This window comes from Legionella micdadei, assembly GCF_000953635.1.
Taxonomy (GTDB): Bacteria; Pseudomonadota; Gammaproteobacteria; order Legionellales; family Legionellaceae; genus Tatlockia; species Tatlockia micdadei.
On the sequence record NZ_LN614830.1, the window covers coordinates 2,718,549 to 2,731,905 of the forward strand.

Consider the following 13,357-nt stretch of genomic DNA (forward strand, 5'->3'; position numbering starts at 1 on the left):
ATCAAGGAATTAAGTACTAATTTGAACTCTTGCGAACAATTACAAAAACTGTAATTGGTGCCCAGGGCCGGAGTCGAACCGGCACGGAGGTTTAAGCTCCGAGGGATTTTAAGTCCCTTGCGTCTACCTGTTTCGCCACCTGGGCATATCTTGGAGGCTGAGGCCGGAATCGAACCGGCGTACACGGCTTTGCAGGCCGCTGCATAACCACTCTGCCACACAGCCGAGCTATTGAATTCTACGGATTTTACCCCATGCCGTATCAGTATTCGCAATCTAATATGCAAAGCCTGGATTAGAAAGCTCCACTGGCAAATTCCAACTTTAGTCAGCCACTAAAAAAAAAGCGACTGTCGTCGCTTTAATTTGGAGCGGGAAACGAGACTCGAACTCGCGACCCCAACCTTGGCAAGGTTGTGCTCTACCAACTGAGCTATTCCCGCGTCTCTACGGGGTGCCATTCTACCGAAATTTAGAACGCTGTCAACTGGCTACATGACCTTTTTTCATTAACTGTGGCCAGGCAATACTAAGATAAATAATCATTGACCAAATAGTTAAGATTGCTGCCACATATAACATGATAAATCCCAGAACGCCCCACCAAGACTCAGCCGGCGTGAACGCAATCAATAAAAAGAGGGCAGACATCTGCAAGGTCGTTTTTATTTTGCCAATATAACTTACCGTGACACTTGCCCGGCTGCCAATCTCTGCCATCCATTCTCGCAAAGCGGAGATGACAATTTCACGTCCCACAATCACGATTGCAGGTATAGTGATGTACCCCACGTCTTTTTCCCCCACCAAAAGGAGCAAGCTGCAAGCCACTAATAACTTATCCGCAACGGGATCGAGAAAAGCCCCAAACGGTGAGATTTGCTCAAGCTTTCGTGCTAAATAACCATCCAGCCAGTCAGTAAAACTTGCCAAAGCAAAAATAGCTGCAGCTAAACCATGAGCCCAAGGAACAGGGAGATAAAAAACGATAATAAAGATGGGTATCAGTACAATCCGCATCAAAGTTAATAAATTGGGCAAGCTGGTTACTCTACTCACTAAAAAATCCCCTTTCAATTCAATTGCAAATACTCAGCAAGCTGTTGATAATCATCAAACACAGCCAAAGCACCTGCTGCACGGAGCGCTGCTTCTTGTTGATGATAAAAATCGACCCCAATTGCATCCACACCAATGCTTTTCGCCATTTCGATATCGCTAACAGAATCACCAATCATTAACGTTTCGTGGGGACCGACCCCATAAGCATCCATAATCTCTTCCAGCATCTGCGGGCAAGGCTTTGCTGGAGCCTGGCCTGCTGAACGCGTTACCCTGAATAATTTATCTAGTCCGCTAGCATGTAAAACGCGCTGTAAAGATTGCTGTCCCTTGTTGCTAGCAATCCCCAGGTGAATACCAGCCTGATCCAGCCGCTCCGCCATTTCTTTTGCTCCGGGAATCAAATAAACTTCTGTGGTCCGAGCGACTAAAGACTGATGTACAGCGAGTAAAAGTTGTTCTTGTTGTTCTTCGTTTAAATGGGGAAAGGATCTTTTTAAAGCGAGAACCAGTCCCAAACCAACCGATTGACGAGCTAGCTGCTCATCCAATTCACCAAACTGTAGTCGTCTAGCCTCTGTTGATACACTATTTAATATTTGTCCTAGGATGTCGCCTAAAGTACCTTCCCAATCAAATACCACCAAGCGATATGGTTTACCCATGAGCCAATAAACTCCTCGCACTTAGGGTCCTGTTGACAACAGATTTCACAGCTGCAATTTAGCTTAATTTTTGCTTTGCGAAATCACTTGTCAAAAGACCCAATCTTTTTAGCGTCTTTGCAAACTGCTCGTCTAAGTTTGCTTCAAATAAATAGTCATTTCCGTTCAGGTTAAATTGAATTGCCCTAGCATGCAAATAAAGTCGTGATTTTGATTCTAAACCTTCAATTGGTTCAGCCTTACTGTATTTTTGATCACCTACAATCGCATGGCCTAAATAGGCACTATGTACCCGAATTTGATGAGTACGCCCTGTTTTAGGTGAAGCTTCAACCCAACAAGCTTGTTGATAATTCTCAAGTAATTTAAAAACAGTCTGTGATGCCCTGCCCTCTTTATTTACTGTTACAATTCGCTCACCTGACTTCAAACTATTCTTCTCAAGGGGCATATCAACGACGACAGTTTTCTTGCCCTGCCAAGGTTGATACAGCAATGCCCAATAGGTTTTATTCACCTCACGTGCTTCGAGTAGCGCGTGGATAGACCGTAACATACTGCGCTTTTTTGCAAGCAACAAGCACCCTGAAGTTTCTTTATCCAAACGATGGACTAACTCAAGGTAAGGGAGGTCATTTCGAGTCTTACGAAGAGCCTCAATAACACCTAAACTCAAACCGCTTCCGCCGTGAACGGCAATCCCTGCTGGTTTATTAATAACTAAGAGGTTATTGTCCTCAAAAATAATGCTTTCACGCAATCTCTGTTCTAATTTTGTTCCGACAAAAACCTCTTTATCCTGTGCTGTGCGCACTGGCGGGATACGTACGCAATCACCGTGAATTAATCGCGAAGAGGCTTGGGCTCTTTTTTTATTAATGCGAACCTCACCGGCGCGTATTATGCGATAGATATGGCTTTTAGGCACTCCTTTTAGAATCCGCATTAAATAATTATCGAGGCGCTGTCCTTCATCTTCGACACCAATTTCCGTGTAGCGTACATCGCTCATTGTGCATTACCTATTTGCTGGGGCTGTTTTTTTTTGATACTATTCTAAATCGTGTGAAAAAATTCGCACGACCGGATTATAACGCATAAATAAATAAAAAGTTTATCGGTCGACGTAACTCGGCCAATTTAATTGGGGTTTTGTCCCTGCTCGCTAAAGCGAGCTTTAAACAAGGGCTTTCGAGCATAAAGGCTGGAAAAATTATTTAGAGCTATAATTAGTAGAGTATAGGACAAACCAAATACGCGCTTCCCCTTAAGTATATGATATAAGGAAGCAACCCAGTACTAGAGCCAAATTGAAAACGAACTTATCAGATACCCACGCATGTCAGACATGCTTTACATCAGTCACCAAATATTTTGCAGATTTAGGCAAGGGTTGTTTTCACATGCATGAAACAACCTTCAGCTCCTATTTATCACGAAATCGGTTATCTACAGATGTATATTACCCAACATGCGCCGCAATATTTGCCGGTACCATGCGTGCGGTCTGTCTTATGAGTCCTGGGTGATGCTTAAAGTGGATATTTTTTGTTATGAGGGACTATTGTTAGCAAATAACCTAATAATAGTTAGAGATAAGATACGATTTATTGCTTCAAGTAATTAGGCTCTTTGGAAAAATTCCAATGCAGCTCAAGCCAAATTTGGCACAAGCAAAAACGTAACCTCAAAACACGAAATGGATAGCCTTACACTATCTTTGCTTAAGTGTGTTGCGCCCTTTTATGGGGTAAATAATGGAAAAAATGTTAATCAATGCAACTCAAACTGAAGAGATACGGGTTGCGCTAGTAAAAGATCGTGAACTTTATGATCTGGACATCGAATGTCCTTCCGAAGTTAAGAAAAAAGGTAATATTTATAAAGCCTTAGTCACACGCCGAGAACCCAGCTTAGACGCTGTTTTTGTCGAGTACGGTGCAAAACGGCAGGGTTTCTTACCACTTAAAGAAATTGCGCCGGAGTACTTAAGCAAGCATCCAGACGAGTTCGGTGATGAAAAACTGCCTATCACGAGTTTAATTCGTGAAGGTCAAGAATTGCTTATCCAAGTCGATAAAGAAGAGCGGGGAAATAAAGGGGCAGCACTAACTACTTATATTACGTTAGCAGGCTGTTACCTTGTTTTAATGCCGAATAATCCTCATTCAGGAGGGATTTCACGGCGTATTGAAGGCGATGATCGAGACGAACTAAAAGAAACGTTAAATGCGTTGCAATTGCCTGATGGGATGGGACTTATTATCCGTACTGCCGGCGTTGGGAAAAACCTAGACGAATTGCAAGCCGACCTTGATATGTTATGCAATCAGTGGCAAGCCATTCGCCAAGCTTACAACACACAACTAGCACCTTGTCTTATTCATCAAGAAGGCGACGTGATCATCCGCTCCATTCGGGATAACTTACGTAAATCCATTGGCGAAATTATCATCGATGACCAAATTTCCTATGTCAAGGCAAAACAATACATTGAACAAGTTAAACCTGATTTTCTACCGAATTTAAAGCTTTACAACAGCACCATACCGCTTTTTAATTTCTATCAAATTGAAAGCCAAATAGAGACCGCTTATCAACGTGAAGTGTTATTACCGTCAGGTGGTGCTTTAGTTATCGATCGCACGGAAGCACTCATTTCAATTGATATCAACTCAGCCAAAGCAACCAGTGGCGCCGACATTGAAGCTACCGCTTTAAACACGAACTTGGAGGCTGCAGACGAGATTGCCCGCCAGTTACGTCTTCGCGATCTGGGTGGCTTGGTAGTGATTGACTTTATTGACATGAGCTCCAGCAAAAATCAGCGCGAAGTTGAAAATCGCTTGAAAGAGGCACTTAAAGCAGACAGAGCGCGTATCCAAGTAGGCCGTATCTCTCGATTTGGTTTGTTAGAGATGTCCCGTCAGCGCCTCAGGCTTTCTTTAGGCGAAAATGCACAAGAAGTTTGCCCACGTTGCGAAGGGCGAGGCACGGTAAGAAATGTCCAATCTCAAGGTTTAGCAATCACTCGTCTCATTGAAGAGGAAGCCTTAAAAGAGAAAACTGCAGAGGTTCAAGTACAGTTACCCGTGGAATTAGCGACTTTCATTATCAATGAAAAAAGGGATTTTATTCTGAATATAGAGAAGCGCCATGGTGTTAATGTATTAGTCATTGCGAATCCTTACCTCCATCCGCCTCAATACAACATTGTACGCTTAAAAGAAGACAATGTCGGAAAGAACAAAAAACCAAGCTACACGCTAATTCAGCAACCTGAATTAACGATAGTGCGCTCGGATCAAGAAGCAGCTAAACATGACGAGCCGGCAGTTAAGAGTTTTTCTCTACAACAACCACCCAAAGCCCCACATAGTAGCTTTATCAAGCGGTTGTGGTCCAGTTTGTTTGGCGGAGCCTCTGAATCAACACCCGCTGCAGAACAACCGAGCCGACAAGAAAAAAGTACTCAAGTCACTGCGCATAAACTGCCCAGCCAAAGCGCCAGCGGGGAGAAACGGCAATCGAATCAAGCTGGTCGACGCCGACGCCCCGGTGGAGGCCAACAACGTACAAATAGCCCTCAACGTCGAAGAAATCCATCTGGTCAACAATCAAGCGGCAGGGTAGTTCCTTTAAAATCCGACACGGGTAAAAAAAAAGAGTCGGTGAATAAAGAGTAATATTAACTTAGAAAAGAATTGCGATCTTTTTTTGAGATCCCGGTTCTTTGAAATTTAAGATAAGGCGAGTAGGTCGGGGCGTTTGCACCCAAAAGGTAACGACCTAACCTACTCCGTTAATTAAAGAGCTGTAATACCTTGAATAAGGAGAAATTTGGAATATTGCAAGCTCGCTAATTGTATAAAAACCGATGATAAAGCAATCCAGTCTATTGATAATTTTTCTGTGCATTTCTCTGAGTGTTTCAGCAAAAACTAGCCAAGGGGATACGTTTTCAATCTCTACTATCCCTCCTCATTTTGAAAAACTCATGAAAGCATCCACCTGGCACAAAGGTTGTCCCGTGCCCATAAACGATCTACGCTACCTTCATTTAAGTTATTGGGGGTTTGATCATCAAACCCATCAAGGTGTTTTAATTGTAAACAAATCCCTGGCAAAAGAGGTTGTGCAAATTTTTAAGATTCTTTATTTAAATAAATTCCCTATTGCCAAAATGGAGCCTATGGAAGCCTTTAAAGGTGATGACAATACGGCCCTTACAGCTAATAATACCAGCGCATTTAATTGCAGAGAGGTAACTGGCCAACCAGGCATTTACTCTCAGCATAGCTATGGCCGCGCTATTGATATCAACGCCCAAATCAATCCGTATGTAAAAGGAACGCTTGTTTTGCCCAAAAACGGAACGCCTTTTGTTAATCGCGATGAGGCCTTCCCAGGAAAAATCACGAAAGAAAGTTTAATTTATAAACTCTTTACCCAATATGGCTGGGATTCGGGTGGCGACTGGTACGATGTTCAAGATTATCAGCACTTTGAAAAAAGGGCGAATGGAGAAAAACGAAATCCTTATGGGTATTCGCATAATGGCAATAGTTGAATCTACATCATTCCTGGGACGGATGGGTTATTAGGATGCTCTTCATCTGGACTTTCCTCTCTAGTAGAAGTTTCATCAACGCTTGGTTCAGGTTTAGTCTCTTCACCCTTACCCAGGGATGACTTCAAAACATCCTGACTAGTTTGCGCCTCTTTTGTTGTTTTAGCCGTTTTATTCCATGGAAATTCATATTCCCCCCAATTTAATGATTGATAAACTCTATTAATGAACTCCTCTAGCCAATGTCTTTCTCTTGGATTGAAGATTGTGATGTTGATACCGGAACAAACTCCCGCAATCTGCTGTGTATACCTCTCTTTATAATTTTGCAGTGTCTCATTAATTGTTTCTGGGGTGGTACCTGGGAGGGCAAACTTCAGCTCCATCCCTTCGACATCGTCTGTCAATTTCTGAGCAAAATTTCCAAAGGCCGCACTAACCTTCTGTAATTCACTAATTTTTTCGCCATTCATAACATTTTTTTCTGATTTATCCTTTAATACTCCCCATTTTTGAAGCGAGCGAATATAGTTATCTAATTTTGTTTGAATCTCGACAACCTTGTCGCGAAAATGTTGTATTTCTTCCAGCGCCTTCGCTTTTTCCTCATTATTTGAATCTGGTGTAGATTTGGCGGAAAATTTTTCTTGAAGCAATACCTGTGGATCTAGCCGGGCTAAAAAATTATCTGAGGGCACCGTAATTTGTTCACTTAATTTACGAAAAGCTTCATTCTGTTCTTCAGTCATTCGTTTACCAGCATCTACGTCCTCCATTGTCATGCCTTGTTCTTTTTCAAAAGCCGAAGTTAATATTTGGGTATGCAAAGCAATCGTGGCTTGAAGCACTTTCTTGACTAACTCCTCTTTTGTTCCGCATAATTGGATAAGATTGTCATAATTTTCTGTACCAATCGCGTCCTTGATTGTTGGATGAAGATCGCTAAGATCATCATTAAAAAGCTGTCGCGCACACCCTCTTGCAAATTGACTTAAATACCCTTCTAAATTGCCTGCCGCAGCTGCAGCTCTCGTGTTCGCCAACAGTTCATTTCCATCAAATTCCATCCTATCAAACAATCGAGTAAGCATCCCTGCATCTTTATTTCCGATCGCAGTTCTAATTCTTCCCTTGGCGTATTCTGCTGTAAGATATCCAGCTAACGCTTGAGTAAATTGCGCTACCAACTTAGACTCTTGCATAACAAAAGGATCATCCAAATGATGGGGGTTGTAATTTGTAGCTTGGGTTGCTTCGACATAGGGGGTTATTTCATCCCCAGGAATACCCGCTCCACGAACAGAGGTAAAAACACCTACCTTTTTATCACTGTCAGCAAATCGACCCGGTTGAATTCCCTTTTCCAAGAATTTTTGCTCAATCTGAGCAATCAGCTGATTATATTCGTACTCCTTTCCCTTAGGGATATAAATGGTAATTTGAGCCCCTTCTGAGACACGTTCCGCCATGGCTGAATCCGCAACATCGGCATTCTCTGCCTTACTTAACCGGCTCACTTTGAAACTCGGTACTTCTTGCTCTAGCAAAAAAGGATGAATTAAGTCCCAGGCTTCTGCTACCTGCTCCTTACTTACATTTAAATGAATTTTCCAAGGTGATTGAAGTTCGGTGTGATCTGCCCATTCAGTCTGGGGATACTCAAAAATTGCAAAAGGGGCATCATTTGTAATGTAATACTCATAACTCTTTCCATTATTATTCTTGAATTCAGTCCTATCAATATGTTGAGTGGTATTCAGAGTCTCATAGGGAAAATCAGGCATTAAACACCTAATTAGTAACACAAACTGTATATACATTATAGTAGGATTTACCTTAACCCGGATTAATGGAAAATACGAAAGTGTTGATTTTCTCCATTTTTCACTCTAATTTGGAGAGAGTGATTCACAATTTCCTCTAAGCCATTTTTCAAAGTTATAATGAAGCTGAAATTGATTGTATCCGTCTTCATTAATCTATTTGTGATTTATTTAGGAGTAATAAATGCCTTCATTAAAAGAAGTGGTTGAGATATTTCAAACTGGATTTCATTATTTAAATGCTGATAAACAACGACAAACCCAATGGTATCAAATTTGGTATAAGAACAGTGCGCTAAAGAAAAAATGGACTAAAGAACCATTAACTACAGCCAAAGAAAATGCAGCCAAAACCTTTGAACAAGAATTAGAAACCCTTATTTTAACCCATGGCAATGAGGATTTTTCCAGCAACCAAGCTGCGTTTTTTAGGGTAATTGCTAATGTCTTAAAAACAGTGCGAGTCCAACGTTTTGCTCATGGGACCATCGAAACCGAAACCTATAACTCTGATGAACACGCAATCTTTGAGCGCAATTTAGTCCCCCAAAAATCGGGTAATTTTGAACAACAATTACTGAATGGGCTTGGAAAAATCAAAGCCAGCTTCCCCGAACTTAGCAAAATCATAGATAACGCTATCGAAAAAATTCAACAAAGCGAGCTTCAGAACACACAATTGCTGCGTGAAGACATGAAAACTTTTTGCAATGGCCAAAAATTCTATTCTGCAAACCCACTTAAAACAAACCAAAACCTGTACACGCCAAAAGGGCGTGAAGACTACGCCAATGAGACAGTTCCATTGGTATTTTGCTAGAACTCACTTTTAGATCATTAATAGGGTTATGGATCATTACCTAAATGATCCATAACCCTATTAATTTTTTGTTCTTTGCAAAGAAATCACATTTTAAGATTTTATTCTGACTCTTTTAAACCAGTAGCAATCGGCGTGATGCCAATATTGGGATTCACTCCGCAATCATCGAGCAATTTAAGTAAATTATTTCCCCGACGTGTTAATCGCTTAACGCAATAGGCATCGAGATAGCTATTTAGAATATAGTAGTAATCAGGTAAAGTAAGAATAGTTAAAATTTTCTCAGCACGCTTCACATGTTGTGCTTTGTCATAATCACAGGCTTGAAAAAGCACTGCTCCAAGCATTGCTGCAAAACTTGCCTTCCGAATATGGTTTGCCAAGTAAAAACGATGAATACATTCATCCAGAGCACGATCCTTATCCCATTCGACCCAATCGTCATAAAGTGCCATCGCCGTATGCGGATCAAATCCCTTGCCTGAGGTTTCAGAAAGCTGCTGCAGAACGTAAGCAACAGGTACAATGGCTTGCACATTAGCCCATGAGCAATTACCCGTGATCTGTGCACTTATAGGCATTTTAGCAAAAGGGATCAGGCCCAATTTCTGATTGATTCCATGATGGAAATAACGACGGGGTTGTTTTTTGTAAAGAAATTCCTGTAGAAAGCGTACGTCAATGGCTTTGGGATTGGTGATACGATAAAGATTCACCGTACCTTCCTTAAGGCTATTTTCACCCCGGTCAATCTTAGCCCACCACTCGTTATACCGAATAAAACCAAGCGCGTGACCACGGCTTGCCGCGGGTAGAATAAGCATCGGTGACTGTTGCAGTATGCGGGCAAGAACGGGTTTGTTAGTCTCCCCCAGATTCAAAGAGAGATTATGTTGCAGTTTTAGTAATTCCCCTGCAGCAGCAAAAGCATCCATTATTGGATGGATAAAAGGAAAGTGTTCTCTCAAATGGCGTGTGGAGTAGCTGCTGGTAAAACGCCGCAAGGAATCTTTGACGACAGCCACAGTGAACTCAAGCATAAAGCCTTCGTAGTCAAGCTCAATAAATTCATTTTGAGCATTAACGATATCGACATACCCCTTTAATTCGTAGCGGTGGCCTAGCAATTTAGCGTTAATAAAATCAAGGGCAAAATCAAGTTTTGCCCCATGTTGATAAAGCAAATGCTTAAGATTATCATAACCTCTTAGGACAGGGTAAACTAAAACAGAAAGGCCAGAACTGGTATATGCATTAGGATCGGCACCATGCTGCAAAAGCAATCTGGCTAACTCAAGGTTGTTGTTATCAGCGGCCCAGTGCAGGGGAGTCCTCCCTGTGACATCACCTTTATTGACGTTAACCCCTCGCATAAGCAACTGCTGAGCAATATTCACTTGGCCGGTAATCGCGCATTCGATAAGCGGCGTGAAACCGTACTCATCAATGTCATCTAAAGATTCGCCTTGACTCAAATAGTGGTCAAAATCCGGCATACGGGAGCTAATTATATCATCAGCAATAGTCATTTAGCGCGATCCTAAGGATTGGGATTAGGATTAAATTTTGGTGCTGCCACAAGCCCTAATTTCAATTTATGCTGTAAATCCTGTTCCCTTCGTTCGTTTTCGAATTTAGTCAATACCTCACGTGTACTCAGATGAGGGTTTGGATTTTCATTATTAGCAATACCATCAAAATAGGGATTGTCCAAAAAAGGATGCTCTTTAATCCCGTTTTGTAAATCCTCTTCTAAACCTGCTGCTTGTTGGGGCTCATAATGCTCACGCTCATGAACTTTCACCCCTAATTTGCGATGGCCATTTTTTTCCTCAAGGCGCCGCTGATTCTCCATTTGCCAAGTTTCATCTTTCAATATGGATTCCCCCCGATTGCCTGTGGGTGATCGGGTAGGAAAATCAATGTCTGTTCTATTAAAATCATTCATAAAATAAAGTATAAATTATAAATACTCACGCTGCAGAATTTCTGCAATTTGCACAGCATTTGTCGCTGCTCCTTTACGGATATTGTCTGCAACGACCCATAAATTTAATCCATTGGGATGAGAAATGTCTTTGCGAATGCGGCCGACAAAAACTTCATCATGGCCAATTGCATGAGTAATTGGTGTTGGATACTGCAATTTGGCCGTATTATCTATTAATTTAACTCCTGGCGCCTTTGAAAGCAAATTGCGTGCTTCTTCTACAGTCATTGGCGCCTTTAATTCAAGATGAATGGCCTCAGAATGCCCATAAAGCACTGGAACACGTACTGTCGTTGGATTCACGAGAATCGATTCGTCTTCCATGATTTTTTTTGTTTCCCATACCATCTTCATTTCTTCACGGGTGTAACCATTCTCTTGAAATTCATCGATATGGGGTAAAACATTAAACGCAATTTGATATGGATAAACGGAATGACGTGCCGGACGACCATTTAGCAATTCACCCGTTTGCGAAACTAGTTCAGCAATTGCTTTTTTACCCGTTCCGGAAACCGCTTGATACGTTGCAACATTGATACGGCTGATTCCTACTGCATCATGTAGGGGTTTTAAAGCGACGACCATTTGTATAGTAGAGCAATTCGGGTTAGCAATAATGCCGCGATTTTTGTATTCTGCAATTCGGTGGGGGTTAACTTCTGGAACAACGAGTGGAATATCATTGTCATAGCGAAAGCAAGATGTATTATCGACCACAATACAACCGGCCTTAGCTGCTATAGGTGCGTACTCTTTAGATACAGCTCCGCCTGCGGAAAATAGAGCAATATCTGCCTTGCTGAAATCAAAGTCAGCTAAATCAAGCACATCCAATTCGCTTTTATTAAATGTCACTGTATTGCCAACTGAGCGGTGACTGGCGAGAGGATAAATCTTATCGACAGGGAAATCCCGCTCTTCCAATACGTTAAGCAGGGTTTCACCCACTGCACCAGTTGCTCCAACAATTGCAATATTGAGTCGTCTGTTCATCACTACCTCAACTAGGGGGTCAAATTATTTATCTTCCTTTCAGGATGATAGCATTTATTGAGAAAAAGCATTTACCCACTGACTATTAAGTTAAGGTAATACGGGCTGCGACTATGAGGGAGCGAATTAGAAGCGACACTCCTATATCCCCTTGTTCACACGCGCGGCTCGGATTATTGAGTCATAAAGCCGTGGGATTATTACCTCCTCGATTACCAAAAATTTAAAACCTATACTAGGTTAACAATTCGTTAGATTGAGCTTAAATCCCTGGATTTTCTGTCCTTTGCCGCCCACCTACCCATGTATGCTGCAATGTTCGAAAATCAAGGCATTTCGGCCAAGATAGTAGAATTGTCAAAGTTTCCTACCTATTTTGCGCTTTATGGCGCAAATAATGATCGAGCAACACCAAAGCCATCATAGCTTCAGCAATAGGCACTGCACGAATGCCTACACAAGGGTCATGACGGCCTTTTGTGACCACTGTAACCTCTTCACCTTCGGTATTAATTGACTTACCCGGCTTAACGATACTAGACGTAGGCTTCAAAGCAATGCTTACAACTACAGGTTGTCCCGTAGAAATTCCACCGAGAACCCCACCTGCATTATTGCTAAGGAACCCTTCCCGAGTCATTTCATCGCGATGCTCACTTCCTAATTGCGCAACTGCCGCAAATCCGGCGCCAATCTCCACACCTTTTACAGCATTAATCGACATCAACGCATAAGCCAAAGTGGCATCTAGTTTATCAAAAACCGGATCACCCAATCCGATTGGCACGCCTCGCGCTATCACTGTTACCCGGGCTCCCACTGAATCACCTTGGCGCCGCAATTGATCAATATAGGCAGCTAAATCTTGGATTTGATGCTGATTAGGACAGAAAAAAGGGTTATTACCTATTTCTGCTTCATCAACAAAATCCAAAGTGAGAGTACCCATTTGCTGCAAATAACCCAAAATATCAATGCCTAGGACCCGTTGTAAATAAAGGCGGGCAATGGCACCTGCAGCAACTCTGGCCACGGTTTCTCGCGCCGAAGACCGCCCCCCCCCACGATAATCACGAAGTCCGTATTTATGCTGATAGGTAAAATCTGCATGCCCGGGGCGAAAAATGGTCTTAATGGACTCGTAATCGCTCGAGCGTTGATCGCTGTTTTTAATCAGTAATGCGATGGGTGTCCCCGTGGTTAAGCCCTCAAATACCCCAGAAAGAATTTCGACTTTATCTTCCTCACGCCTTTGCGTAGTGTATTTTGACTGACCAGGTTTGCGCTTATCGAGGAATGGCTGGATGTCTTCTTCCGATAAGGCCATACCAGGAGGACAACCATCTACTATACAGCCCAGTGCAGTCCCATGACTTTCACCGAAAGTTGTTACAGTAAATAATTTTCCAAATGTATTCCCACTCATTT

Annotated in this window: 11 protein-coding genes and 3 tRNA genes; 3 read left to right on the forward strand and 11 right to left on the reverse strand. The window is 42.2% G+C overall.

Features of this window, described 5'->3' with window-relative positions; genetic code table 11:
* Nucleotides 1–55: 55 nt before the first annotated feature.
* The 6 genes from LMI_RS12095 to LMI_RS12120 form a co-directional block, all read right to left on the reverse strand.
* Nucleotides 56–145, reverse strand: a tRNA-Leu gene (locus LMI_RS12095).
* A gap of 6 nt (nt 146–151) precedes the next feature.
* A tRNA-Cys gene (locus tag LMI_RS12100) sits at nt 152–225 on the reverse strand.
* Between the two features lie 142 nt (nt 226–367).
* Nucleotides 368–443, reverse strand: a tRNA-Gly gene (locus LMI_RS12105).
* A gap of 40 nt (nt 444–483) precedes the next feature.
* On the reverse strand, nt 484–1,059 hold the full coding sequence (pgsA, locus tag LMI_RS12110) for a CDP-diacylglycerol--glycerol-3-phosphate 3-phosphatidyltransferase (RefSeq protein WP_045100031.1): 576 nt from the start codon (nt 1,057–1,059) through the stop codon (nt 484–486).
* Between the two features lie 14 nt (nt 1,060–1,073).
* Nucleotides 1,074–1,727 carry an HAD family hydrolase gene (locus tag LMI_RS12115; protein WP_045100032.1) on the reverse strand — a complete coding sequence of 218 codons (654 nt, stop codon included), beginning with the start codon at nt 1,725–1,727 and terminating at the stop codon, nt 1,074–1,076.
* A 58-nt stretch (nt 1,728–1,785) separates the two neighbouring features.
* Nucleotides 1,786–2,739: an RluA family pseudouridine synthase gene (locus LMI_RS12120; RefSeq protein WP_045100033.1), complete on the reverse strand. Its 954-nt coding sequence runs from the start codon at nt 2,737–2,739 to the stop codon at nt 1,786–1,788.
* Between the two features lie 745 nt (nt 2,740–3,484).
* Here LMI_RS12120 and LMI_RS12125 point away from each other — a divergent pair.
* Together LMI_RS12125 and LMI_RS12130 are read left to right on the forward strand one after the other, a co-directional pair.
* Entirely contained in the window at nt 3,485–5,413 is a 1,929-nt protein-coding gene (locus tag LMI_RS12125) for an Rne/Rng family ribonuclease (RefSeq protein WP_052679565.1), read from the forward strand.
* Between the two features lie 311 nt (nt 5,414–5,724).
* Entirely contained in the window at nt 5,725–6,297 is a 573-nt protein-coding gene (locus tag LMI_RS12130; protein WP_161939849.1) for a M15 family metallopeptidase, read from the forward strand.
* Nucleotides 6,298–6,299: 2 nt separating this feature from the next.
* Here the strand turns inward: LMI_RS12130 and LMI_RS12135 are convergent, their stop codons facing one another.
* Nucleotides 6,300–8,081: a hypothetical protein gene (locus LMI_RS12135; RefSeq protein ID WP_045100035.1), complete on the reverse strand. Its 1,782-nt coding sequence runs from the start codon at nt 8,079–8,081 to the stop codon at nt 6,300–6,302.
* Between the two features lie 223 nt (nt 8,082–8,304).
* Between LMI_RS12135 and LMI_RS12140 the strand changes: the two genes are divergently transcribed.
* The gene (locus LMI_RS12140) at nt 8,305–8,940 is read left to right on the forward strand and encodes a hypothetical protein (RefSeq protein ID WP_045100036.1); all 636 of its coding nucleotides are present in this window, start codon (nt 8,305–8,307) and stop codon (nt 8,938–8,940) included.
* 101 nt (nt 8,941–9,041) lie between these two features.
* Here LMI_RS12140 and ankH read toward each other — a convergent pair whose 3' ends face one another.
* The 4 genes from ankH to aroC form a co-directional block, all read right to left on the reverse strand.
* Nucleotides 9,042–10,472, reverse strand: coding sequence for a Dot/Icm T4SS effector AnkH/LegA3 (ankH, locus tag LMI_RS12145; protein WP_045100037.1), 1,431 nt, complete (start codon nt 10,470–10,472; stop codon nt 9,042–9,044).
* Between the two features lie 11 nt (nt 10,473–10,483).
* The gene (locus LMI_RS12150; protein ID WP_052679566.1) at nt 10,484–10,891 is read right to left on the reverse strand and encodes a hypothetical protein; all 408 of its coding nucleotides are present in this window, start codon (nt 10,889–10,891) and stop codon (nt 10,484–10,486) included.
* Nucleotides 10,892–10,906: 15 nt separating this feature from the next.
* Entirely contained in the window at nt 10,907–11,929 is a 1,023-nt protein-coding gene (locus tag LMI_RS12155; protein WP_045100038.1) for an aspartate-semialdehyde dehydrogenase, read from the reverse strand.
* 367 nt (nt 11,930–12,296) lie between these two features.
* The gene (gene aroC / locus LMI_RS12160) at nt 12,297–13,355 is read right to left on the reverse strand and encodes a chorismate synthase (protein ID WP_045100039.1); all 1,059 of its coding nucleotides are present in this window, start codon (nt 13,353–13,355) and stop codon (nt 12,297–12,299) included.
* Nucleotides 13,356–13,357: the final 2 nt, after the last annotated feature.

Excerpts from the sequence above, each read along its gene's own strand:
- LMI_RS12140 (WP_045100036.1), top strand. The coding sequence starts at position 8,305 with ATGCCTTCATTAAAAGAAGTGGTTGAGATATTTCAAACTGGATTTCAT.
- LMI_RS12125 (WP_052679565.1), top strand. The coding sequence starts at position 3,485 with ATGGAAAAAATGTTAATCAATGCAACTCAAACTGAAGAGATACGGGTT.
- LMI_RS12135 (WP_045100035.1), bottom strand. The coding sequence starts at position 8,081 with ATGCCTGATTTTCCCTATGAGACTCTGAATACCACTCAACATATTGAT.
- LMI_RS12115 (WP_045100032.1), bottom strand. The coding sequence starts at position 1,727 with ATGGGTAAACCATATCGCTTGGTGGTATTTGATTGGGAAGGTACTTTA.
- LMI_RS12130 (WP_161939849.1), top strand. The coding sequence starts at position 5,725 with ATGAAAGCATCCACCTGGCACAAAGGTTGTCCCGTGCCCATAAACGAT.
- aroC (WP_045100039.1), bottom strand. The coding sequence starts at position 13,355 with ATGAGTGGGAATACATTTGGAAAATTATTTACTGTAACAACTTTCGGT.
- LMI_RS12150 (WP_052679566.1), bottom strand. The coding sequence starts at position 10,891 with ATGAATGATTTTAATAGAACAGACATTGATTTTCCTACCCGATCACCC.
- LMI_RS12120 (WP_045100033.1), bottom strand. The coding sequence starts at position 2,739 with ATGAGCGATGTACGCTACACGGAAATTGGTGTCGAAGATGAAGGACAG.
- LMI_RS12155 (WP_045100038.1), bottom strand. The coding sequence starts at position 11,929 with ATGAACAGACGACTCAATATTGCAATTGTTGGAGCAACTGGTGCAGTG.
- ankH (WP_045100037.1), bottom strand. The coding sequence starts at position 10,472 with ATGACTATTGCTGATGATATAATTAGCTCCCGTATGCCGGATTTTGAC.